Annotated in this window: 17 protein-coding genes; 8 read left to right on the top strand and 9 right to left on the bottom strand. The window is 48.2% G+C overall.

What is annotated here, in order from left to right; all coding sequences use genetic code 11:
* Positions 1-2: 2 nt before the first annotated feature.
* The 4 genes from ACDC99_RS11325 to ACDC99_RS11310 all read right to left on the bottom strand — a co-directional run bounded on the left by ACDC99_RS11325 (position 3) and on the right by ACDC99_RS11310 (position 4,426).
* Entirely contained in the window at positions 3-758 is a 756-nt protein-coding gene (locus tag ACDC99_RS11325) for an isoprenyl transferase (RefSeq protein ID WP_022316699.1), read from the bottom strand.
* Positions 751-1,449 (bottom strand): type IX secretion system protein PorG, encoded by a 699-nt coding sequence (porG, locus tag ACDC99_RS11320; protein ID WP_042519267.1) that lies wholly within the window; start codon positions 1,447-1,449, stop codon positions 751-753. Before porG ends, ACDC99_RS11325 begins: the two co-directional genes overlap by 8 nt.
* A gap of 201 nt (positions 1,450-1,650) precedes the next feature.
* A complete protein-coding gene (locus tag ACDC99_RS11315; protein ID WP_156136987.1) occupies positions 1,651-3,099 on the bottom strand; it encodes a DUF6242 domain-containing protein in 1,449 nt (482 codons plus the stop codon).
* A 301-nt stretch (positions 3,100-3,400) separates the two neighbouring features.
* Positions 3,401-4,426: an IS110 family RNA-guided transposase gene (locus ACDC99_RS11310; RefSeq protein WP_042517114.1), complete on the bottom strand. Its 1,026-nt coding sequence runs from the start codon at positions 4,424-4,426 to the stop codon at positions 3,401-3,403.
* 1,327 nt (positions 4,427-5,753) lie between these two features.
* Here ACDC99_RS11310 and ACDC99_RS11305 point away from each other — a divergent pair.
* A complete protein-coding gene (locus ACDC99_RS11305; RefSeq protein ID WP_044065192.1) occupies positions 5,754-7,043 on the top strand; it encodes an ATP-binding protein in 1,290 nt (429 codons plus the stop codon).
* A gap of 68 nt (positions 7,044-7,111) precedes the next feature.
* On the opposite strand, the gene ACDC99_RS11300 is transcribed toward ACDC99_RS11305, so the two are convergent.
* Both ACDC99_RS11300 and upp read right to left on the bottom strand, forming a co-directional pair.
* Positions 7,112-7,429: a hypothetical protein gene (locus ACDC99_RS11300; protein ID WP_288176896.1), complete on the bottom strand. Its 318-nt coding sequence runs from the start codon at positions 7,427-7,429 to the stop codon at positions 7,112-7,114.
* A gap of 545 nt (positions 7,430-7,974) precedes the next feature.
* Positions 7,975-8,634, bottom strand: coding sequence for a uracil phosphoribosyltransferase (upp, locus tag ACDC99_RS11295; protein WP_370756774.1), 660 nt, complete (start codon positions 8,632-8,634; stop codon positions 7,975-7,977).
* 351 nt (positions 8,635-8,985) lie between these two features.
* Between upp and pckA the strand changes: the two genes are divergently transcribed.
* The 3 genes from pckA (at position 8,986) to ACDC99_RS11280 (ending at position 14,752) form a co-directional block, all read left to right on the top strand.
* On the top strand, positions 8,986-10,599 hold the full coding sequence (pckA, locus tag ACDC99_RS11290) for a phosphoenolpyruvate carboxykinase (ATP) (RefSeq protein ID WP_042520274.1): 1,614 nt from the start codon (positions 8,986-8,988) through the stop codon (positions 10,597-10,599).
* A gap of 1,050 nt (positions 10,600-11,649) precedes the next feature.
* Positions 11,650-14,490: a hypothetical protein gene (locus ACDC99_RS11285; RefSeq protein ID WP_370756773.1), complete on the top strand. Its 2,841-nt coding sequence runs from the start codon at positions 11,650-11,652 to the stop codon at positions 14,488-14,490.
* Between the two features lie 22 nt (positions 14,491-14,512).
* The gene (locus ACDC99_RS11280; protein ID WP_370756772.1) at positions 14,513-14,752 is read left to right on the top strand and encodes a hypothetical protein; all 240 of its coding nucleotides are present in this window, start codon (positions 14,513-14,515) and stop codon (positions 14,750-14,752) included.
* Positions 14,753-15,582: 830 nt separating this feature from the next.
* Here ACDC99_RS11280 and ACDC99_RS11275 read toward each other — a convergent pair.
* Together ACDC99_RS11275 and ACDC99_RS11270 are read right to left on the bottom strand one after the other, a co-directional pair.
* Positions 15,583-17,577 carry an OPT family oligopeptide transporter gene (locus ACDC99_RS11275; RefSeq protein WP_289064926.1) on the bottom strand — a complete coding sequence of 665 codons (1,995 nt, stop codon included), beginning with the start codon at positions 17,575-17,577 and terminating at the stop codon, positions 15,583-15,585.
* A 34-nt stretch (positions 17,578-17,611) separates the two neighbouring features.
* Positions 17,612-18,316, bottom strand: a complete 705-nt coding sequence (locus ACDC99_RS11270) for a Sir2 family NAD-dependent protein deacetylase (protein WP_370756771.1) — start codon at positions 18,314-18,316, stop codon at positions 17,612-17,614.
* A 249-nt stretch (positions 18,317-18,565) separates the two neighbouring features.
* On the opposite strand from ACDC99_RS11270, the gene ACDC99_RS11265 reads away from it, so the two are divergent.
* The 3 genes from ACDC99_RS11265 (at position 18,566) to ACDC99_RS11255 (ending at position 21,309) form a co-directional block, all read left to right on the top strand.
* Complete coding sequence (locus ACDC99_RS11265; protein ID WP_042520280.1) at positions 18,566-19,171, top strand: FKBP-type peptidyl-prolyl cis-trans isomerase; 606 nt, start codon at positions 18,566-18,568, stop codon at positions 19,169-19,171.
* Positions 19,172-19,233: 62 nt separating this feature from the next.
* Positions 19,234-20,193: an FKBP-type peptidyl-prolyl cis-trans isomerase gene (locus ACDC99_RS11260; protein WP_082026229.1), complete on the top strand. Its 960-nt coding sequence runs from the start codon at positions 19,234-19,236 to the stop codon at positions 20,191-20,193.
* 120 nt (positions 20,194-20,313) lie between these two features.
* The gene (locus tag ACDC99_RS11255; RefSeq protein ID WP_022317162.1) at positions 20,314-21,309 is read left to right on the top strand and encodes an FKBP-type peptidyl-prolyl cis-trans isomerase; all 996 of its coding nucleotides are present in this window, start codon (positions 20,314-20,316) and stop codon (positions 21,307-21,309) included.
* Between the two features lie 597 nt (positions 21,310-21,906).
* Here ACDC99_RS11255 and ACDC99_RS11250 read toward each other — a convergent pair.
* On the bottom strand, positions 21,907-22,605 hold the full coding sequence (locus ACDC99_RS11250) for a peptidylprolyl isomerase (protein WP_370756770.1): 699 nt from the start codon (positions 22,603-22,605) through the stop codon (positions 21,907-21,909).
* A gap of 531 nt (positions 22,606-23,136) precedes the next feature.
* Between ACDC99_RS11250 and ACDC99_RS11245 the strand changes: the two genes are divergently transcribed.
* The gene (locus tag ACDC99_RS11245) at positions 23,137-23,661 is read left to right on the top strand and encodes an Lrp/AsnC family transcriptional regulator (RefSeq protein WP_022317159.1); all 525 of its coding nucleotides are present in this window, start codon (positions 23,137-23,139) and stop codon (positions 23,659-23,661) included.
* Positions 23,662-23,781 lie beyond the last annotated feature (120 nt).

Genomic DNA, 23,781 nt, shown 5'->3' with positions numbered 1-23,781 from the left:
CCTCAGTTTTCCTCCTGTTCCACCTGCTCCTCTGTCTTTCCGAAGCGTCGCTGCCTTGACTGGTAGCTGGCTATCGCCTTGTGAAGGTCTGCCTCGGCGAAGTCGGGCCAGTATGTGTCGCAGAAATAGAGTTCTGAATATGCTATCTGCCATAGCAGGTAGTTTGATATGCGCAGCTCTCCTCCGGTGCGTATCAGCAGGTCGGGGTCTGGCATGAAACTGGTGACGAGATGCTTGCTGATGAAGTCCTCGTTGATGTCGTCGGCCTTGGCTTTTCCTTCTGCCACGAGCGTTGATATCTCCTTCACCGCCTTCGTTATCTCCCATCTTGACGAGTAGCTGAGGGCTATGACCATTGTCATTGCCTTGTTGTCGGCGGTATGGTCTATGGTCTCCTGCAGTTTCTTCTGCACCTCCTCCGGCAGACGGTCGATGTCGCCGATCACCTGAAAGCGCACGTCGTTCTTCATGAACAGCTCGTCTTCCAGTGCCGTGAGCACGAGTCCCATGAGGGCTGCCACCTCGTCGGCAGGTCTGTTCCAGTTTTCTGTGGAGAATGTGTATAGCGTGAGGTATTTCACTCCAAGTCTCGTACACTCCGATGTTATTCTCCTCACCGATTCCACTCCGGCCTGATGTCCGTAGCTTCTCTCCTTTCCTCTTTCCGTAGCCCACCGTCCGTTACCATCCATGATAATGGCGATATGCTGCGGTATGCGCTCCATATCCAGGGGTATAATGTTCTGGTTGTCAGTCATATTTGTCACTGTTGCAAGTTCTACATTTCTGCATGAAGCTGTATGTCAGCGTCAGCTGCAGAGCCGAGTAGCAGTCGGTGTTTTTAAACAGTCCGCTACTCTTTATCATATAAGGGTCCTTCACTCCGTCAAGCTCATCGCTGAGGGAGAAATGGATTGCCCATTCCAGTCCGAGGTTCACCCGCTTTCCCAACTTGTATTTCACTCCCACTCCGAGCGGGAAGTTTCCGGTGAAGACGCTCTTGTCGCTTGTCTTCACGTATGTGGCTCCAAGACCGAGAAACACGAATGGCGTTAGCTTCTGCGCCCCTCTGTAGTCACGTCCCGTGCCATAGGGCCAGAAGTTGTATTCGTATGTCAGCGAGAGGTCCATCAGCGTGTTGCTGAAGCTGTATTTCTCCTGCTGATAGTCGGGATAGTATGTCTTCTCCCCGTCGGAGTCGCCTTTCAGCTTGCCGTAGAGGAGATTGAGTTTCAGTCCCATATATGGATTGAACACGCGGCGCAACACGAGGGATGCTCCGGGCTGTGCGTTCTTTGCCACGCTCCCGTTGAAGTCGCCCTCATAGCTCACCAGTCCCACACCGGCTCCTATCTCCATCTTATACATGTCGTCTTCCTGTGCCTGCATCGTCAGCGGCAGCAGGAGGAGCAGGAGCAGCAAAGCCCATCCTCGTTCCGCGAGCCTCATCACTCCTGCAGAGCGTGCTTCACGGGGCGCAGCATATAGGATATTCTGGATATGCGATGTTGTCATTTTATATGTTTTCTGCCTTCTGGGGCTGTATGTTCTTTACACCTTATTATATATTAGGCATGGCGTTCGGCAAACCGGCCTTTCGCCGGCTGGCGGATACCATATCCGCCCATGCTCTGTGAATTTCTAAAACGGTCACTCGCTGAAAGCCGTCTGTTCGGTCTTCCATCCGAGGCGGTTGATGCGCATCTTCCACACCTGTGCCGTAGAGGCACTGATTATCCACACGTTGTTGTATTTGTCTGTCGTCATGCTCAGCGTATTGGGGTCCACGTCCTTCGGCATGTCGGCTGGCAGTGTGAAGAGTGTGCTCTTATGCCATGTCAGGCCCTGGTCTTTGCTGAAATAGAGCTGCGCGTATGGCTGTGCGGTGCTGCCGCCGAGTCCTGCGCCTCCGATGGCATAGAGTCTGCCGTCGTATCTCACCACTGATAGTCCTGCCATATTAGGCAGTTCCTTCTTGTAGTTTCCCTCATATAGCGACCACGAGTATGAGTCCTGTTCCTCGCTGTAGTCTTCAATCTTTCCCCACACCACGGCGGCGGTGTCTGCCTTGGCGGAATTTCCCACCATCACGAGTCGGTCCACGCCTTTATTCGTCGTCGAAGGCATGGTGCAGAAGCTGATGCTTCCGGTAGGCAGCAGGTTCTTGTCGCCGTCGAGTGCCACGTCGGTCCACACCTCGCCGTCTTTCGACGATGCCATACCGTTCTGTGTGATGGCATAGAGTTTTGTTGCCGACGCTCCCACGAGCTGCTTCAGGTTTTCCACTCCCTGTACATTCACGTTCTGCCATTCAGCTCCGTCTTTCGACTTGAACATAATGCCGTTGGTGAGCATATATATCCATCCGTCGAGTGTCGCCACATTCTTGTAGGCATCCGGCGAGAACACGGTATTCACGTTGGGCGTCACCGTGTTCCAACGGCTGTTGTCGTTGATTCCCTTGCGCATTACGAACGAGGTGGCTCCGTCGTTGACCATCGCAAACACGTTTTCGCCCATGGCGAAAATCTTCACTCCCTTGTATTTGCCGAGGTCTGGAAGGATGTTCGACACATCTTCTCTCTGCCACTCAAAGGAGTCTGCGAGCTCTTTGTGTACGCGGATTTCCACGTTATAGTCTCTGTATGACTGTCCGTCGGTGGAATACACCCTGAACACTCTCTTGTCTTTGAAGTCGATGGAATCGTTTCCGGTGAAATAATCGAGGGTGTCGCTTGCCATTCTCTTTACATACACCACTCCGGAATTCTTGCTCGCCAACGAGCATACAACCTTGCTCACGGCGGTACCTGCCGGCAGCGAGTCGGCATTGTATATCTCACGCTTCAGCTGGTCGATGGTGAACTTGTATTTGCTTCCGTCTACCGTTGTCGTGCTGTCGGTACCGTCGACGGTGGATTTCAATGCCTCACCTTTGTTGTTGAGGTATGTCCTCGTCAGCGTTCCAACGGAAAACGAGGTGAGGGCGGCATCGCCGTAATATGTAATTTTGATGCTGTCATCTTCGTCGTTGAGACATGAAGCGAGCATCATGACTCCTGCCAGAAGCAGCGTGATCGGGAATAAGTTTCGTTTCATAAGAGTCTTTTAGTGTAATTTAGCTGCAAATGTAGTCAGAATAATCGGAAAATCTACCTTATATAATGCTTTATTATATAAAATAACCGTTTTATTGAGTTTTTTTAGTCAATCGACGCACGATTCTTATGACACAAGCCGACTTTTACAGGTCTTTTAACCCAAATCGGCAATCTGAACTTGCTGGGAATTTGATTAGCACCTGACATCCGTTAATCCGTAAACAGCTGATCTCAGTGTATGATTAAACCCAAATCGCTTTCTATGTTAATATCCAAATGTTTTGACCATTATTTTCAATTTATGCTGAGATTTTATATTCAGGGGTGAATGTTTGGCGATTTCTGACCATGGCTGTGACCAAATGTACAAGTTTGTTCTTGACATTGTTCAGTGCAACCTGCTTCTTCTTTCCTCGTTCTACGAGGCGCATGTAGTACCTCGCCATAATGGGATTGAAGTTGACGGCAGCTAGTGCCGCTTGCGTCAGCATGGCCTTTATCTGGCGGTTAGCCATATAATGTACATGCGGATCGGAATGCACACTGGTTCCCGAATCTTTGCCAAATGGAGCTAGGCCGTAATAGCAGGCAATCTTGCGTGAGTCGTAGTTGAAACGCCGGAAGTTGTCGGTGTACACCATCAGGCACACAGCGTTCTGCGTTCCTATGCCAGGCACCGAGGTCACGATGGTGAACACCTCGGTGAGTTCCTCGTCCGACTTGATGAGATCGGCAATGCGCTTATCTATCTTCTCTATCTCCTTATTGAGTTCAGAGACGATGTGCCGTCCGCTCTGCGAAATCATTGTCTTGACTGGCGACTTCTCCATAGTGAGTCGCTTTTCGCCTCTACGCACCTGGAAACTGCATCTGTGTCTTACGATCATCTGACGGTATAGGAACAGCTCACGCAGTTGTGTAAGCGACTCGCTAAGAGGCTCGTACATAACGGCTTTATCGTAATTCCTCATGGCGTATTCTGCAATCATCGAGGCGTCAGCACGGTCAGACTTCAATCGTCTAAGACCAGATGCGTCTTTGATGCTCTTTGCGTTCTCAAGCCACATGTCGTAGCCTTTACCGTAGAGGAAGTTGCACAGTCCCTTGCTGTAGTCGCCCGTGTTCTCGCCACAGAAGAGCCACAAGGACGAGTCGATACCGCAGGAATTCTGCTCAACCCACTTGACCAACTGCCTATAGCCAGACACGGTTGTCTTGAACTCGTTGAACACTCTAGCAGCGGTTTCTGCCAGTCCGTCTGCAAAAAGGATAGCCACATCAACTTTTTCTTTCGAAAAATCAACTCCGATAAATAAATTCTTCATAACTTTGTACGAGTTATATTGTGTAGAATTGGTCAATAGTTGTATGGACTAACACTCTAACAAGGCTCAGAGCCGATAACTTTCTATCTGGTCTTTGCAACTATGTCGATGAGGACCTAAACGATTTATAGCTTTACGGCTGGGTCATTAGCTGGTTTACCTCTTCGACAGACCGATTCTACCTTTTTACAACAAAGGTACGAAACTGTCTTTAGCAATCATAGTTTTACCTTGATTATTTTGGAGTTTATGCGACTTCGTCGCAATCTTCTGCAAACTTAGAGGTCATTAGGGCTTGCCTGGATTTTGTTCTTTTAGAAGAGTGGATTTTGTTTGGCTTTTAATGAGTAATAGCGAGCTATTACGAATTAAAAACAAGCAAAAGACGCCTTATAAAAAACAAAAGACTGCAAGCAGTAAATATAAAATACAATAAACGGCCTAATGACCGTTTTGGGTTAAAGAAAAAAACCTGGATAAACCACAAGGTTAATGAAGTTCAATCTTAACTCAATACCAATACCAACTACTCTGAATATTGCCATCAGCCCCCACCTAACCTCCCCCGAAGGATAACCCATTGACCTTCACCAAGGACAACCCATCCTGACCTTCACCAAGACAACCCATCCTGACCTTCACCAAGACAACCCATCCTGACCTTCACCAAGACAACCCATCCTAACCTTCCCAAGACAACCCATCCTAACCTTCCCAAGACAACCCATCCTAACCTTCCCAAGACAACCCATCCTGACCTTCCCAAAGGGAAGGAACAGATTACTCCGCCTAATGAACTTTAGCCCCCACCTAACCTCCCCCGTAGGGGAGGGACAGATACCCTTGACTACATGATAGCCGTTTGTAGTTGTCTGATTATCAATAGATTATCAATAGCAATAGTAACTGTCCCTCCCCTACGGGGGAGGTTAGGTGGGGGCTGATGACAATATTCTGAGTAACAAGTTCCTTCCCTTTGGGAAGGCTAGGATGGGTTATCCTACGGGGGAGGCTAGGTGGGGGCTGATGACAATATTCTGAGTAACAAGTTCCTTCCCTTTGGGAAGGCTAGGATGGGTTATCCTTCGGGGGAGGCTAGGTGGGGGCTGATGCCATAGGACAAGAGAATTCTTCAGGAAAAGGAAGTGCTTCAGTGCTTCCTTTTTGGTATGTCATGTTGTATTGCAAAATAGTAATGTGTCTACTCATTTATTAGCAGCAAAACGAAAAACATAATTGACTCGTGCGAAAAAATGTGTGACCGTGATGATTATTCGTGCGAAAAAATGTATCTTTGCAGCAAATACTCGTGCAAATAAATGTAGATATGAAGAGAAAAATCTTATCAAAGCTCATTGAATGGAAAAACAAGAAAAACCGTAAACCATTGATTGTCAACGGAGCAAGACAAGTGGGCAAAACATATATCTTAAAAGAGTTCGGTTCACATTACTACGAGAAAATGGCGTATGTCAATTGTGACAAGAACAAAACGCTGGACAAGATATTTTCTCAGGACTATAACATCAGCAGAATATTGCTCTCTCTTTCAGCCATTCTGCATGTGAATATTGAACCGGAGAACACTCTTATCATTTTCGACGAGATACAAGAGAATCCGACGGTTCTAAATTCTTTGAAATATTTTTGTGAGGATGCATCCCAATATCATGTAGCTGTGGCTGGTTCGCTACTCGGAATTTCGCTTCACCGTGACACATCGTTCCCAGTAGGTAAGGTTGACATGATAAAGATGTATCCTATGACTTTCGATGAGTTTCTCATGGCTATAGACGAACAGCCTTTGGTGGATGTTCTAGCCTCAAAGGATTTCTCCATTATCGATTCTTTGTCGGTTCGTTTGATTGATCGTCTGCGTCAGTATTATTATGTAGGAGGGATGCCGGCTGCTGTGGCAGAATTTGCCTTGACAAAGAATCTTGAGGAAGTGCGTAACATCCAGAAGCAAATTCTGTTCGATTACCGTAGAGACTTCTCCAAGCATGCACCAATTCAAGAAGTGCCCCGCATCAATATGGTATGGGACTCCATACCTGCGCAACTCGCCAAGGAGAACAAAAAATTCATATTTGGAGTTTTAAAGAAAGGGGCAAGAGCCTCTGAGTTCGAAATAGCCATACAGTGGCTCTTGGATGCGGGGCTAATATATCAAATCAACAGAATTACTACACCTTCGATTCCTTTGAAGTTTTATGAGGAAATGTCCGTATTCAAGCTATTTGTACTTGACATAGGATTAATGGGGGCAATGTCAGACGCTCCTGCTGAAAGTATCATTGTGGCTGACACCCTGTTCAAGGAATACAAAGGTGCATTTACCGAACTGTTTGTATTGACACAGTTGATGACAGAGGACTTGTCTATATATTATTATAGCAGCAATGATTCGAGGGTTGAAATCGATTTAGTGGTACAAAAAGGTGCTGTTGTTGTTCCGATTGAAGTTAAGGCTGAAGTGAACGTGCATGCCAAATCCTTGAGAACATTCATAGGCAAACACCCTGAACTAAAAGGTCTGCGCCTTTCCATGATGCCATACCAGAATCAGGAATGGATGGAGAACAGACCTCTGTATGCAGTCGGCAATTGGGTATAGATATATAGTGGGTACCGCGAATTACCCCACCACTTAGCCTCCCCCGAAGGATAACCCATCCTATGGGTTTATCCTGGTTTTTGTCTAAAATCACATCCCGTTTCTTTGTCTAAATCATATTCTGTTTTGTCTGCAATCATATAAAGAGGAAAAGCACCACGGAATAAATTATATCTACCCGTTGGCGGGATTAATTTATGTTGACAGATATGAGTAAAAGTTGTAAATATCGCTTGATTCTCCGTAAAATCAAGAATTGCCGAAAAAACTGTCAGACCATCTGGTTTTTTGCCGTAATATCCAGACAAACAAGCAATTGACCACCTTACGATTGTCAGCCAATTGTCTGGATGGTTTTGCTGATGGAAGGAATTGTCAGATAGCATGTTAACTTATTGGGCAGACGTCTGACTGCAATTCTGCCCATCCGGAGCAAGCACCTTGCCCATGATGAGAAAGCAGCGTACCCCAGTTGGGCAAGCACCGTGCCCAATTTTAACCCCAATCGGTCATTAATAAGCGTGCGCTAATTTAATTCCGCCAACAGGTTATATCTGTGATAATATAGTGTCCATCATCATAAGGCGATGTTCCACCGGTCTAAAAATGAAAACACGGAATGACAATAGGTTTCGGGTCAAGCTGTACGCCATCTCCAATATCCCTTGCCACCATGTCATTTGAACAAATAATGGGCAAGGTGCTTGCCCACATGGGGCACGCTGCTTTCTCATCATGGGCAAGCACCTTGCCCCGGTTGGGCAGATTTTACGCCAAGCGGTTGCCCAAAACGTCATGATGACCGACCGGGCTTTTGAAATAAAACGCCCTGCCCTTCCAGAGGAAGAAAGGCAGGGGAACTTATGTCAGAAGATACGAAGTCTTCTTTAAACCCAAATCGGTCAAAACCTATAATCTATCCTGTAGTATCCTACAGCTTGTCGCCATAACACAAATCGCCGGCATCTCCGAATCCCGGAACGATATACTTATGCTCGTTGAGTCCCGGGTCGATGGCGGCACACCATATCGTGGTGTTCTCCTCCGGCAGGTGTGTCTTGATATAGTCCACACCCTCCGGCGTGGCTATGACGCACGCCACATGCACGTGCTTCGGCCTGCCTTTCGACACGAGAGCCTCCCAGCCCAGCTCCATCGAACCTCCGGTGGCGAGCATCGGGTCGGCGATGATGAGCGTCTTGCCGGTCAGGTCGGGAGTGGCAAGATATTCTATGTGTATGCCCACCTGGGTATGTTCCTCGTCGGTGTATTTGCGGTATGCGCTGACGAAGGCGTTTCCGGCATGGTCGAAGACATTGAGGAATCCGGTATGGAAGGGCAGTCCGGCACGGAAGATCGTTGCCACCACCACATCGTCCACCGGCACGCTGACCTCTGCGTCGGCAAGCGGCGTATGCACGGTTTTCTGCTGATAGTCAAGCGTTTTGCTTATTTCGTATGCCATAATCTCGCCCACTCTCTGTATGTTGTTGCGGAAGAGCAGTCGGTTCTGCTGATAGTCCTTGTCGCGCATCTCTGCCAGATACTGGTTGATGATAGAATTCTGATCACTGAAGTTTATTACTTTCATAGGGAATATATTGTTTTGTCGTTATTCTTATCCATGCGGGGCTGCTTATGAGAGGGCGTCCCGACGGAAGCGGTTTCTGGAATCGTGCAAAAATAAGAAATAAAGAATAATAATTGACACTTGCATTTTACAAATAACTTTCAGTGACATTACATTTAAACTTCTTTAACCTAAAATTGTTTAGACGAGTGTTATTTTGGCAACCATCGCTTTGTTGAAAAATAGAATTTTACTACCTTTGCCCCGATTTTAAACAGTAGGTATACAGAAATCGATAGGTATTCTGCAAAGACAGATTCAATAGTTATTCAAGATAAAAAGAAATATTCACACTAAATACATTATTATAAAATGGCAAAGTTTGATAAGTCAGTTTTAGAGAAGTATGGAATAACAGGTACTACTGAGGTTCTGTACAATCCTTCTTATGAGGTGTTGTTCAACGAGGAGACCAAGGAAGGTCTCGAGGGTTTCGAGGTAGGTCAGGAGACTGAGCTCGGCGCCGTAAACGTGATGACTGGTATCTACACCGGCCGTTCGCCTAAGGACAAGTTCATCGTTGACGACGAGAATTCTCACGACACAGTATGGTGGACTTCTGAGGAATACAAGAACGACAACCACCGTGCTTCCAAGGAGGCTTGGACTGCAGTAAAGGAAATTGCAAAGAAGGAGCTGAGCAACAAGAAGCTGTTCGTTGTTGACGGTTTCTGCGGAACTCACAAGGACACCCGCATGAAGGTTCGCTTCATCGTTGAGGTGGCTTGGCAGGCTCACTTCGTTACAAATATGTTCATCCGTCCTCAGAACGAGGCTGAGTTCGACCAGGAGCCGGACTTCATCGTATACAATGCTTCTAAGGCTAAGGTTGAGAACTACAAGGAGCTGGGTCTGAACTCAGAGACTGCTGTAGTGTTCAACGTAACTTCTAAGGAGCAGGTTATCATCAACACATGGTATGGCGGTGAGATGAAGAAGGGTATGTTCTCTATGATGAACTACTTCCTCCCATTGAAGGGCATCGCTTCTATGCACTGCTCTGCAAACACCGACATGAACGGTGAGAACACAGCTATCTTCTTCGGTCTTTCTGGTACTGGCAAGACTACTCTCTCTACCGATCCTAAGCGTAAGCTCATCGGCGACGACGAGCACGGATGGGACGACGAGGGTGTGTTCAACTTCGAGGGTGGCTGCTACGCCAAGGTTATCAACCTCGACAAGGAGTCTGAGCCAGACATCTACGGTGCCATCACACGCGACGCTCTCCTTGAGAACGTTACTGTGGACAAGGACGGCAAGATCGACTTCGCTGACAAGAGCGTAACAGAGAACACACGTGTTTCTTATCCTATCTACCACATCAAGAACATCCAGCGTCCTTACTCTCAGGGCCCGGCTGCAAAGCAGGTTATCTTCCTCTCTGCAGACGCATTCGGAGTTCTTCCTCCAGTATCTATCCTGAGCGCTGAGCAGACAAAGTACTACTTCCTCTCTGGATTCACAGCAAAGCTCGCTGGTACAGAGCGTGGCATCACTGAGCCTACTCCTACATTCTCTGCTTGCTTCGGCCAGGCATTCCTGGAGCTCCACCCAACAAAGTATGCTGAGGAGCTGGTTAAGAAGATGCAGAAGAGCGGTGCAAAGGCTTACTTGGTGAACACTGGTTGGAACGGTACCGGCAAGCGTATCTCTATCCGCGACACTCGTGGTATCATCGACGCTATCCTCGACCACTCTATCGACGCTGCTCCAACAAAGACTATCCCATTCTTCAACTTCGTTGTTCCTACAGAGCTCAACGGCGTAGACACCAACATCCTCGACCCACGCGACACTTATGCTGACGCAGCTCAGTGGGAGGAGAAGGCTAAGGATCTCGCTGCCCGCTTCATCAAGAACTTCAAGAAGTATGAGACTAACGAGGCTGGTAAGGCTCTCGTTGCAGCTGGTCCTCAGCTCTAATCGCTGAACAGACGATACATCGCATGATGTTCCCGCTTGTCGGCTTCTCACGAAGCACTGACAAACTGGACATCTCACAAGAATAAGAATCCCGTCGGGCTTTGCCTGGCGGGATTTTTTTCGTTTCTGACAGAGTGGGACACAGCGATTAAACCCAAAAATAACCCATCCTAACCTTCCCAAAGGGAAGGAACAAGTTACTCTGCTTTGTCAAGACTTCAGCCAATCAATTCAGCCAATGAACATCAGCCCCCTCTCGTTCTCCCCCGTAGGGGAGATGCAGGTTACTCTTACTATTGATAGCCTTCTGATAATCAGACAACAAGGGTATCTGTCCCTCCCCTTCGGGGGAGGCTAGGTGGGGGCTGATGACAATATTCTGAGTAACAAGTTCCTTCCCTTTGGGAAGGCTAGGATGGGTTATCCTACGGGGGAGGCTAGGTGGGGGCTGATATTCAACACAGTGACTGACTATAGGTTTATCCTGGTTTTTGTCTAAAATCATATCTTGTTTTGTCTGAAATCATATAAAGAGGAAAAGCGCCACAGAATAAATAAATAATCAGTGATAATAATGTATCCATATTATAATAAAGACGATGTCCACACACCACTACCACGATAATCTCCGTGATAAAGCACAACGTCTGCGCAAACGTTTTCGTTAAAAAAAACGCATCCGATAATATAACGTATCATTCATCTGTGTAACTTAGCAACAGATTATCCCACACCGAATTACAAAAACAGACGAAAAAGCGACTCCATTCGTAAGTCAAAACATACGTATAGAGAATCTACTCGTAAGCCAAAAGGAAACAGGCAAAAACCTGTCGACTAAGGTAAGGGAATCTATCTGACTCTACAACATAAAAAATTCGACATACAAGCACAGCGTCATACCGGCAGTTCCCCAAAAAGGAATTGCCACAATGACACAAGAAGGCGCAAGGCGGAGAGACGATACCCACACCGGTGCCCCCAACACGTATATCAGAAGCGAGAACCAGGTACAACAGAAGAACAATAAATTAATATAACAACAAAAAAATGAAGAATCTACAAACAGGGACGACTTGCCTGTCGAGTTCTACCGGCAGCAAGCAGCACAAATGCGAAAGGTCGCTACAGCGACTCGCCACATTCGTAATTCTCTTTCTTTGCTCCATGACTGTATCGTGGGCGCAAGAAACAACGGACAAGACTTTCCCCTTTACGTACGAAAAAAAAGTATCATCGTACCAATCAAAAGATGAGGCTATAACGGCAACATTCTCGGGAAACGGAGTTTCTCTTATGGACAACAACGTTAAGTTCTCTGCAGGCGGAACTGGAAATCTTACCATCACCGCCAACGTTGCTACAATCAGAAAGATTGAGCTTATGGTAAGTAAAAACAATTCCAATCCAACGACAATCCCAGTTGAATTTAATACGACATCTATTGATGTTCCAGACGGGAAAAAAACATATTGCCAAATGCCTGTAGCATGGAACGGTCAAACGTCTGTGACATTCTCTTGCGGCAAACAAGATCTTCGCATTTTCGGTGCCACAATCTATTATCAGGATATTCCCGGTGAATTGAGACTTCTCTCCGTAACCGCCCCTACAATCACTCTGAACACCTACGAAACGACGACTTCACAGTTGTCGTTCACCATCACTCAGAAAGCAAAGGGGCAAGAAGGAACGACGCTCGAAACTTGGTACACCACAGATGGTTCTAACCCTAACTCGGCTGGAAATACAAAAAGAGTGAAGCTGGAAGGGACTTCTCAGACAGTGAAGATGGCATGGAGTAATAATGCCGATGTGACAGTGAATGCCTTCACGAAGCGTGTGAAAATAGGCGACGATACCAAATACAGAGAATGTGATAAGCAGGCATCAGAGTCGTTCAAGAACGATGGTTCTTGCGGCCTCGCTACTCCCGATATCACTCCTGGTGACCAGGCAACGGTAGCAACAAATCTCGATGTAACTATTTCAGACCAGCAATGGGCACAGGCTCCCTCCGGCAAGCTCAAGGTAAAATACGCAACAGAGGTAAGAAACAATGACGGCACCGTTACCACAAGTACTTGGACTGTAGCTGAATCATTGCCTGTAAAATTGAATCTGACAAAAACTTCTACAGTAAGGGCTTACGCAGAGTATACTAATAGCAATAACGAAGTAATAAAATCTGACATCGTATCACGCACATACTTCCTGCTCGACGCTAACACAACATATCTGAATACATCGGAATCACAGGAAGTTGGCACTACCGTTAAGGATATTAGCGGCATAACAATGACATACGGAGGCATAAAGGGAAGCAGCAACTTCACGGCTCTCTCTAAGAACGACAACACCCTCGGTTCTATCCACACAGTATCAGTCAAGGCATTGTATGGAACTGCTGACGTGGAGTCGGAACTCGGCGACGGAAAGATCGGTGGCGAGAACAAAAGCCATGAATATCTCCACTGCAATGCTTTAAGCCAGGAACTCCACGAGAGGACTTTCGCACTGCCGGCAGTGGGCAGCTTCTTCAAGTTTGAGCCTGAAGCCAACGGAAAACTCACAGTATTCGTGGAGCAGCAGGGAGCTATCCATAACGTCAGCGGAAAGCTATACCCTGAGAAGGTTAGAAAGCGCCCGGTATACTTCCTCGACGAGACAGGCAAGAGCATACCTGCCAATTATGCCTACACATCATCAAAGGTGAACAAGGCTGACTGGACAGAGATCCAAAATACAGACAATGCTTCCAATGACAACTTCTATACGAAGGACTACATGGACAAGCTGCAGGCATACTACCAGAATATCATCGACGGCAAGAATGACAAGTTCACAAACTTCAACTCTGCCGTTGCCGACGCTGACAAGCGCAAGGCACTGACTCTCGGCACGAGCATCCAGCCTATCATCGTGCTCCACGAGGCTTGCAACGCCGATATTCTCAAGGGTGACGGCATGAGCGAGACCGGCGACACCAACTACGACCATACAGGATATATGCTGATCAGCGAGGGATACGTGACATACGAGTTCCCTGTAAAGGCTGGCAAGACTTACTATCTCTTCGCATCAAGGACGAAGCTCGCCCTCTCTGGTTTCTGCTTCGATAAAGATGCGGATTACAAAACTGAAAATTTGCAAAAGGTGACTCTCTACGGAGATAAAGACAATGCAACAACGATAGAAGGTCTGACAGTTGGCAATCAGTATAACGTAACTCTCAAAAACCGCACATTCCGCAGCGGCAGATGGTATTCCGTGGTATTGCCATTCAGCGTAAGCCAAAAGCAGATGAAGGACGTGTTCGGTAATGGAGTGAAGGTGTTGCACTACAGCGACGTTACAGGTACAGACCTCAACCTCTTCGAGCATTTCTATCAGATGATCGTAGGCGGTACTCCTGTGCTCATGAAGCCAGCTAAGGATGTGACTAATCCGGTATTCAAAAACGTTACGCTGACAAGCAAAGAGGTAGTTGACATCGTGAACACAGGCTTCAAATGCACCGGTTCATGGAACAACGTGGACTTCCCTGCATACTCTTACTTCATCGACGCCAAGACAAACAGCTTCTATCAGTATGACCCAACCAAGGTGGAGACAAACACAGTGAAACCTCATGCCGGAGCTTTCCGCTCATGGATTATCTCCACTTCTACCAACCCGTCAGAAGCAAAGCAGCTCACTATGCACATCAACGGCATTGAGGAGCAGGGCGAGACTACTGCCATCTGGAACGCCATCAGCGGAAACGATGATGCTGAGGTTGCCTCAAATGGCATCTACAGTCTGAGCGGACAGAAGATGAACGCCGCCGACACCAGCAGTCTGCCAAAGGGAATATACATCGTGAACGGAAAGAAATTTATCGTAAAGTAAAACTGAGGGAGGACAGATAAAAATGAAAAAGATATATATATCACCAGAGACAACGCTGATGAAGGTGCACACCGAAAAGGTGATGGCCGCCACAAGCATCGGCGTGAAGAAATATAATGACTTGACTGCCAAGAAGGATGAAGTGACACTGAAGAATAACTACGGCTTCAGCGACAAAGGCATCAGCATTTGGAACGGTACTTCTCAGCCAGAGACTGCCAAGGACAACAATGGCTTCAACCTTTGGGGCGATGAGGATTAAGCCCAGAACGGCATAATGACAGAATCGGGATAAACCCCAAACGGCATAATGACAGAATTGGGATAAAACGCCGAACGGCATAATGACCGTTTAGAGTTAAATGAAGCGGTTGAATGACGACTTCCATGTCGTTGTTCAACCGCTTTTCGTTGTTTGTGTCTCTGATTATGACAGCCCATCATACGGGGGAGGCTAGGTGGGGGCTAATATGATTAAGTGGAGGCTGATGTCGTGAATAGGAGTAGGTTTCTCCGGTGATCATCATCAGCCCCCTCTCGTTCTCCCCCGTAGGGGAGATGCAGGTTACTCCTAATCTGATAAGCCATTGACAGTCAAGCAGTCAAGTGTATCTGTCCCTCCCCTACGGGGGAGGCTAGGTGGGGGCTGATGCTGATTTGCAGAGTAACTTGTTCCTTCCCTTGGGGAAGGCCAGGATGGGTTGCCTACGGGAGAGGTTAGGTGGGGGCTGATGCCTATGTGCGTTGTCATAATTATTATTCCCCCACGGCTCAGAATTACGAATAGAGGACAGTTACTACGCGCAGCCGGTTTATCTTGGTTTATCGCTTGTATGCTTTTGCGAGGTGGCGACATAGTCGTCACCGATTCCTTTCATGCAAGTTGACTGTCGAGAGTTTGCTCTCGTAAGGGCGACCTGTGCGACAGGAATCAAGCCGTGAGGCTCGCAAAAGATATCATCAAAAAAATGAATCCGTCTTACTTATGTTCAAAAAGAGAAGTTGTAGCAGACAGCAATAAAAAAAATTACATTGAATGACCTGATGGCCGTTTTGGGTGTATTCCAAAACGGTCATCAGATCGTAAGGGGATTATTTCTTTTCCTTCACCTTCGTAGCCCATACGAAATAGATGATGAGAAGCAGGTAGGCAGCGAGGGCGGCAACCTGCGACCATGAGTTTGCCCACCATCCTTCATAGTCGAACTTCACTCCGAAGAAGCGCAGCAACGCACTGACAACACCCATCAGGGCACCACCGGCGATGAATCCGCTGGCAATAAGAGTACCCTTCTCGTTGCGGTCTTTGTTCACCTTCTCGCTCTTTGAGCGCGAAGAAACATACCAGCTGATGAAACCGCCGATGAGCAGCGGAGTGTTCAGTTCGATAGGGATAAACATACCGAGGGCGAACGGCAATGCCGGCACCTTGCAGAAGGTGAGCACTACGGCGATGGCAGCACCGATGGCATAGAGCATCCAAGGAGCACCCACACCATTCATCAGCGGATCGATTACCGCCGCCATGGCATTTGCCTGAGGAGCGGCAAGCTGACCGCTGTCAAATCCGTAGGTCTCGTTGAGCAGCATCATCACACCGCCCACGGTAGCTGCCGACACGAGGGTGCCGAGGAACTTCCATGACTCCTGCTTCTTTGGCGTGGTGCCGAGCCAGTAGCCAATCTTGAGGTCGGTGATGAAAGCGCCGGCCATAGAGAGTGCGGTACATACCACACCACCCATGATGAGCGCCGCCAGCATACCGCCGGTGCCCTTCATTCCCACTGCCACCATCACTACAGAGGCGAGGATGAGAGTCATCAGCGTCATTCCCGACACAGGGTTGCTACCCACAATGGCGATGGCGTTGGCTGCCACGGTGGTGAACAGGAATGCTATCAATGCCACGAGCAGGATGCCGACGATGGCGAAGAGAAGGTTGCCCTCCATCACTCCGAACCAGAAGAAGAGGAAGGTGATGAGGATGGTGGCGATAGAACCGATGGCGATGATCCTGAACGAGATGTCGCGCTGCGTGCGAGGCACGTCGGCTGTGGTGTCACCCTTTCCCTTCATCTCCCTTGCGGCAAGCGACACGGCACTCTTGATGATGCCCCAGCTCTTGATGATGCCGATGATACCAGCCATGGCAATGCCACCGATACCGATGCTCTTGCCATAATACTTGAATATCTCCTCCGGCGACATGGCGCCGACGGCTGTGGTGAGCTCGGGGTTCCAGGCGTTGAGCACCTGGTCGTGGAAGATAACTCCCATTCCCGGCACGAGCACCCACCATACGGCAAGCGAACCGAGAGTGATGATGAAGGCGTATTTCAGACCGATGATATATCCGAGACCGAACACGGCAGCTCCGGTGTTGACCTTGAACACGAGCTTCGCCTTGTCGGCAAGCGTCTCGCCCAGTCCGATGACACGCGTGGTGAACATTTCGTTCCACCATCCGAAGGTGGCGACGATGAAGTCGTAGAGTCCGCCCACGATACCGGCGAGCAGCAGCGGCTTTGCCTGGCTTCCGCCCTTGGCACCGGAAACGAGAACCTGGGTAGTGGCGGTGGCCTCAGGGAAAGGATACTTTCCGTGCATGTCGCTGACGAAATACTTGCGGAACGGGATGAGGAACAGGATTCCTATCACACCGCCGAGCAGCGAACTGAGGAAAATCTTAAAGAACGATACTGCCATGTCGGGATACTTGGCCTGCAGGATATAGATGGCAGGCAGAGTGAAGATGGCTCCTGCCACCACGGCTCCCGAACAGGCTCCGATGCTCTGGATGATGACGTTCTCGCCCAATGCCTTGCTGCGCTTGGCGGCTGTAGACACTCCCACGGCGATGATGGCGATAGGAATGGCTGCCTCAAACACCTGACCCACCTTGAGTCCGAGGTAGGCGGCAGCGGCTGAGAAGAGCATCGTCATCACGATACCCCAGGTCACAGACCACATGTTTACCTCCGGATACACTTTCTTGGGGCTCATGATGGGTTCATACTGTTCCCCCTCTTTCAGCTCTCGGAACGCATTGTCCGGAAGCTGCACATTGTCTTTCTTGTTTTCTTCCATAGATTTTGGTTATTATTGTTTTGATTTACACTTCTTATCCTTCTTTCTCCAGTATCTGCATGAGTTCTTCCATTCCTGCCGACGCTCCCTTCACTATCTGACGGATGTCGCTACGGGAACCTGAGACCGAGGGCTTGGGGTCGATGAGATATATCGGAGCTCCGGGACGCACATAGCGCACGAGTCCGGCGGCTGGATATACCACGAGCGACGTGCCGATGATAATCATCATGTCGGCTTTCTCCACCTCTTCAACAGCCGGTTCGATCATCGGCACGCTCTCGCCGAAGAACACGATGAAGGGACGGAGCAGCGAACCGTCGCCTGCCTTCTCGCCATGGGCAACGGTGAGATTGCCGGGAGCAAGGGTCTTGATGAAATGTGGATTGTAGGGGTCTCTCGACGAGCACACCTTCATGAGCTCGCCATGCAGATGTATCACCTTTCTGGAGCCAGCCTGCTCATGCAGATTGTCAACATTCTGGGTCACCACGCTGACGTCGTATTTCTCCTGCAGGGCAGCCACCAGCTCATGCCCCCTGTTGGGCTTCGCCTCAAGAAGTTTTCCGCGGAGCATGTTGTAGAAGTCATTCACGTAGTCGGGATCTGTCTCCCAGGCCTCACGGGTTGCCACTCGCGCCACGGGATAGTTCTCCCATAGACCGTCGGCATCACGAAAGGTGCTCAGTCCGCTTTCTGCCGACATGCCGGCACCTGTCAGCACTACAATTTTCTTCATAGTCAGAATTATTATTGAACAACAAGGAGCCACACTAAAGGAGGCTCAAAATAAATTAAGAATGCACAAAATTAGCATTTTTTCTTTAATACAACATACTTAGTCAGATAAAAATAGTACCTTTGTGCGCTTTTGATGCTGAAGCGCCGTGATAATCAGCGGTGTTTCAGCATCTGGAACGTATTGTGGCGCACAGCGCATACGCATACATATTCAGGAATATAAACAATAAATATTATACATAAGCAAATGGACAAAGTAAGCTACGCCCTCGGTTTGGGCATCGGCCAGCAGTTGGCACAGATGGGTGCGTCGGACCTTAACATCGACGATTTCGCCGACGCTATCAAAGACGTCATCAACGGTAACGTACTGAAGGTTCCACACAAGGACGCACAGACAATCGTTCAGGAGTATTTCCGCCAGCAGGAGGAGCGCATCAACGCCATCCGCGCCGAGCAGGGAAAGGCTGCAAAGGCTGAGGGAGAGAAATTCCTCGCCGAGAACGGCAAGAAGGAGGGTGTGGTGACTCTCAAGAGCGGTCTACAGTATGAGGTGCTGAGAGAGGGCAACGGCAAAAAGCCTAAGGCTACCGACCAGGTGAAATGCCACTACGAGGGAACTCTCATCAACGGACAGGTGTTTGACAGCAGCTACAAGCGCAACGAACCGGCGGTGTTCCCGCTCAACCAGGTGATTCCGGGATGGACAGAAGGTCTGCAGCTCATGCAGGAGGGCGCGAAGTATCGTTTCTATATCCCTTATATCCTCGCTTACGGCGAGAGCGGAGCAGGCGGTTCTATCCCTCCATTCGCAACGCTCATCTTCGACGTTGAACTGCTCGAGGTGATGTAAGGAAGACCTTATCGCATAAGGAAAAGGACAAGAAAGAAAACTATAACAATTATAATACGACGATGAAAAAAATTACATTGTTTGCTGCGGCAGCTGTAGTAGCCGCAGGTCTGGCCTCTTGTGGAAAGTCAACTCCAAAGGCCGATTTGAAGAACGACGTTGACTCACTGAGCTACGCTATCGGTATGGCTCAGTCTAACGGACTGAAAGACTATCTCGTGAGCAACCTTGGCGTTGACACAGCATATATCGACGAATTCATCAAGGGCCTCAACGAGGGTGCCAATGCCGGCGACGACAAGAAGAAGGCCGCATACTATGCCGGTATACAGATTGGCCAACAGCTCAGCAACCAGCTGGTGAGGGGCATCAACCACGAGCTCTTCGGCGAAGACTCCACAAAGACCATCTCTCTGAAGAACTTCATGGCCGGTTTCATCAGCGGAACAACAGGCAAGGGCGGCATCATGACTATGAACAAGGCACAGGATGTGACACAGAGAAAGATGACCGAGATAAAGAACAAGGCTCTGGAGGAGACATACGGTGCATACAAGAAGCAGAACGAGGCTTTCGCTGCCAAATATGCAAAGGGTGCCGACGTGAAGAAGCTCGGAAAGGGCGTTTGCTACAAGGTGATCAAGGAGGGCAAGGGAGAGATTCCTGGAGCTAACTCTTCTGTAAAGATCATGTATGAAGGAAAGACTATCGACGGAAAGGTGTTCGACGGCAACTTCGGCCAGAAAATTCCTGCTGAATTCTTTGTAAACCAGGTTATACCGGGATTCACAGAGGCTCTTACACACATGCCTGTAGGTAGCGTTTGGGAGGTTATGATTCCTCAAGAGCAGGCTTACGGCACACGTGACACCGGCGGCAAGATAAAGCCATTCTCTACTCTCATCTTCAAGATAGAGCTCATCAGCACAGAGAAGGGAAAGGCACAGCCTGCAGGACAGCAGCTCACACCTGAGCAGCGCGCCCAGATTGAGGCTGCAATGAAAGCACAGCAGAACCGATAAACAAGAATAAAACAAGTGGACAAGTAGACGAGTAAAGGGCAAAGAAAATCTCTTTGTCAACTCGTCTCCTTGTCAACTTGTTAACTCGTCAACTCGTCAACTAAAAAATAAAATACAACAATGAAAAAATCATTATTCTTAGCACTCGCCATCCTGGCGGGCAGCCTCACTACAACGGCTTTCGCCGCTAAGAAAAAGGACAAGAAGAAGAAAACTGTTGAAACAGTGGAGGTGGTGAAACTCGCCACTTCTTCTGACTCGCTGAGCTATGCTGCCGGAAAGGCACAGACAAACGGACTGCTGCCATTCCTGAAGCAGAAATACAATGTGGAGGAGAAGGACATCGCCGAAGTGGCTCGCGGTTTCAACGACATGTATAAGAACATCAACGACCCTAAGGTTCAAGCTTACGCTGCAGGACAGCAGATTGCTCTCATGGTGGAGCAGGGAATGCTGCCTTACCGCAAGGAGCAGTTCAAGGAATATAAGGACTCTATCAACTCCGAGCTCTTCAACAAGGGATTCATCGCATCGCTGCTGAAGGACGACAGCTTGCTCTCAGACTCTGTGGCACAGGCTTACATGACTGAGGCTGAGAAGGCAAACAAGGAGTGTATGGAGAAGGCTACAAAGAAGAAGGGTGAGGATTTCCTCGCCGAGAACGCAAAGAAGCAGGGTGTGGTGACTCTGCCCAACGGACTGCAGTATAAGGTCATCACTGAAGGCAAGGGCGAGAAGCCAAAGGCTACAGACCGCGTGACCGTGAAATACGAAGGCAAGAGCATCGACGGAAAGGTGTTTGACAGCAGCTACAAACGCAACCCACAGACTACCACGTTCGGTCTGAACCAGGTGATCAAGGGCTGGACAGAGGCTCTGCAGCTGATGCCTGTAGGCAGCAAGTGGGAAATCTACATCCCTTACGACCTTGCTTATGGCGAGAGAGGTTCCGGCCGCAACATCAAGCCTTATGAGGCTCTCATCTTCACCGTTGAGCTTGTAGATATCGAGAAGCCAAAGGCTGAGGTAAAGGTCGAGGAGAAGACCGCTACTAAGAAGGCTACTGCCAAGAAGGGTATAACTATGAAGGCTACTCCAAAGGCCAAGAAGAAATAATCCCAGGCAAACGGTTGGGGATAAATTCAAACAAACGGTTGGGGATAAATTCCATACACCAATAAAAGAAGTTATGTGAAGAGGGCGTGTCGCAATGACACGCCCTCTTCTATTGTATAATTTATATGACGAGGGAACAAGGAAGTTTCTCAAGTTATTGTCATCAGCCCCCACCTAACCTCCCCCGTAGGGGAGGGACAGTTACCGCTGTCTTCGATAAACCATTGATACTCTGATAGTTATAGTAGTGTAAACTTACGTTTACAACAGGCAATAATCATACTGCCAATGGTAACTGTCCCTCCCCTACGGGGGAGGTTAGGTGGGGGCTGAAGTTCATTGGCTGAAATGATTGGCATAGTAACTTGTTCCTTCCCTTTGGGAAGGTTAGGATGGGTTTGAGGTTATAATGGGTCTTGGTTTTGAATATCCTCACCAACCTTAGTTTTATCCCGGTTTTTGTCTCAAATCATATCATGGCTCTTGTCTAACCTCCATACGCTCTTGGACATATCCAAACCTGACAATCATTGTTTGCAAGGTTTAAAAGGCGAATCTCCTTGTCAACTCATCAACTTGTCTCCTCGTCAACTTGTATTACTTGTCCCTCAATATCGTGGCACGGATAATCCTTACATCCTCCAGCGGTCTGTCGTTGGCATCACGCTCAACGTGCTGGATGCGGTCAACCACATCCATACCTTCTACCACCTGACCGAACACCGTATAGGCTCCATCAAGATGTGGCGTGCCGCCCACGGTGGTATACACATCCTCCATCTCCTTCGTCATCCTGATACTGTCGCCGAAGAGTTTTTCCAGATTCTCACGTCCCCGCTGCAGTCCCTTCTCGCCCTGCCGTCTGCCGTAGACGATATAAAACTGCGTACTGCTCGACTCATGCTTCGGATTGACATCATCGGGTTCGCGGGCTGCCGCCAACGCACCGCGCTTATGGAAAATCTGAGGCAAACGGATCTCGGCCGGCAAGGTGTAGCCCAGTGAATGCTCGCCGAGCATTGCCCCCTTGGGAGCATTCTTGCTGGAAGGGTCGCCGCCCTGGATCATGAAATCGGGTATCACACGATGAAACAGTAGCGAGTCATAGAAATGGTCCTCTCTGATGAGTTTCAGGAAATTGTCACGATGAAGCGGTGTCTCGTTATACAGTTCCACCCGTATATTTCCCATCGTAGTCTCGATGAGCACCTCCGGACGCACATCCCCCTTCATTATCTGCCCCTTCACGCCGACACAAATCGCAAACAGCGAAATAATCAATAGAATATTTTTCATATATCAATAGGTATTATTTAAAGTTTCGAATGTCAATGACCGACTATGAGGGATAAAAACGGTAATTAGACCTTTAACGGAGTCTTATTTAAACCGCTTGCAGTCTTTCGTTTTGATAAGGCGCATTTTGCCGGTTTTTACTTATCCTTCATAATCCGCGACCACAAAGTTACACCTTTTTCCCAAATAGCCGAGGTATTCGTCATTATTTTTGGATTACAAGGCAACGTCGCCTCCTGTATCGACCATAATGTTCACCTTATCATATATCAAGAGGGAAAAAAGCGGAGACAAGGCGATATTGGCTAATAATTAGCCGAACCTAAAGGAAAATGAAGGGAAACAACCAATTTGTTGCAAAAAAACTAATTTTAACCGCCAAAATGTTGTGCGGTTTATAAAAAACCACTAATTTTGCTTATTGGTAAATAGCAAATAGCTCAAATGTTGTGAAAAATGCTATAAATGCCATATAGAAAGCACATTTTTAAGATAAAACATAATATTAGAACCAAATAGTAATTTATTCTTATGGAAAAGATAGACAGACTTGACAAAAAGATACTTAGTATCCTTTCTAAGAATGCAAGAATGCCGTTCAAAGACGTAGCGGCAGAATGTAACGTTTCACGTGCAGCCATCCATCAGCGTGTGCAGCATCTGACAGAGGATGGAGTGATAACGGGCAGCAAATTCGACGTAGACCCGAAGAGCCTCGGTTTCTCTACCTGTACTTATGTGGGTATCACCCTTCAGAAGGGTAGCATGTATAAGGCTGTTGTGGAGCAGCTGGAGCATATTCCTGAAATCGTGGAGTGCCACTTCACCACCGGTCCTTACACAATGCTCGTGAAGCTCTATGCCAAGGACAACGGACAGCTCATGGACCTGCTCAACAACCAGATGCAGGAAATTCCGGGAGTGGTGTCTACAGAGACGCTCATCTCTCTGGAGCAGAGCATCAAGAGAGAGATTCCTATTGCACCGAAAGATCTCGGAGAGGTGGGACCTCGCAGAAGAGCCAAGGCTCAATCTGTTGAGGATGATATTGATTAACGAGTTGACAAGTTAACAAGTTGACAAGTTGACGAGGAGATTGGATTGACAAACTGAAGAGAGGTTAACAGACAAGAAGTGGTAATTTCCTTGTCTACTCGTCTACATGTCTATTAAAAA

Source organism: Prevotella pectinovora (assembly GCF_041323955.1).
In the GTDB taxonomy this organism is placed as follows: Bacteria; Bacteroidota; Bacteroidia; order Bacteroidales; family Bacteroidaceae; genus Prevotella; species Prevotella pectinovora.
Note: the sequence above shows the minus strand (reverse complement) of the source record. Positions and strands in the feature narration are given on the sequence as shown.

Excerpts from the sequence above, each read along its gene's own strand:
- ACDC99_RS11325 (WP_022316699.1), bottom strand. The coding sequence starts at position 758 with ATGACTGACAACCAGAACATTATACCCCTGGATATGGAGCGCATACCG.
- porG (WP_042519267.1), bottom strand. The coding sequence starts at position 1,449 with ATGAGGCTCGCGGAACGAGGATGGGCTTTGCTGCTCCTGCTCCTCCTG.
- ACDC99_RS11315 (WP_156136987.1), bottom strand. The coding sequence starts at position 3,099 with ATGAAACGAAACTTATTCCCGATCACGCTGCTTCTGGCAGGAGTCATG.
- ACDC99_RS11310 (WP_042517114.1), bottom strand. The coding sequence starts at position 4,426 with ATGAAGAATTTATTTATCGGAGTTGATTTTTCGAAAGAAAAAGTTGAT.
- ACDC99_RS11305 (WP_044065192.1), top strand. The coding sequence starts at position 5,754 with ATGAAGAGAAAAATCTTATCAAAGCTCATTGAATGGAAAAACAAGAAA.
- ACDC99_RS11300 (WP_288176896.1), bottom strand. The coding sequence starts at position 7,429 with ATGCTATCTGACAATTCCTTCCATCAGCAAAACCATCCAGACAATTGG.
- upp (WP_370756774.1), bottom strand. The coding sequence starts at position 8,634 with ATGAAAGTAATAAACTTCAGTGATCAGAATTCTATCATCAACCAGTAT.
- pckA (WP_042520274.1), top strand. The coding sequence starts at position 8,986 with ATGGCAAAGTTTGATAAGTCAGTTTTAGAGAAGTATGGAATAACAGGT.
- ACDC99_RS11285 (WP_370756773.1), top strand. The coding sequence starts at position 11,650 with ATGAAGAATCTACAAACAGGGACGACTTGCCTGTCGAGTTCTACCGGC.
- ACDC99_RS11280 (WP_370756772.1), top strand. The coding sequence starts at position 14,513 with ATGAAAAAGATATATATATCACCAGAGACAACGCTGATGAAGGTGCAC.
- ACDC99_RS11275 (WP_289064926.1), bottom strand. The coding sequence starts at position 17,577 with ATGGAAGAAAACAAGAAAGACAATGTGCAGCTTCCGGACAATGCGTTC.
- ACDC99_RS11270 (WP_370756771.1), bottom strand. The coding sequence starts at position 18,316 with ATGAAGAAAATTGTAGTGCTGACAGGTGCCGGCATGTCGGCAGAAAGC.
- ACDC99_RS11265 (WP_042520280.1), top strand. The coding sequence starts at position 18,566 with ATGGACAAAGTAAGCTACGCCCTCGGTTTGGGCATCGGCCAGCAGTTG.
- ACDC99_RS11260 (WP_082026229.1), top strand. The coding sequence starts at position 19,234 with ATGAAAAAAATTACATTGTTTGCTGCGGCAGCTGTAGTAGCCGCAGGT.
- ACDC99_RS11255 (WP_022317162.1), top strand. The coding sequence starts at position 20,314 with ATGAAAAAATCATTATTCTTAGCACTCGCCATCCTGGCGGGCAGCCTC.
- ACDC99_RS11250 (WP_370756770.1), bottom strand. The coding sequence starts at position 22,605 with ATGAAAAATATTCTATTGATTATTTCGCTGTTTGCGATTTGTGTCGGC.
- ACDC99_RS11245 (WP_022317159.1), top strand. The coding sequence starts at position 23,137 with ATGGAAAAGATAGACAGACTTGACAAAAAGATACTTAGTATCCTTTCT.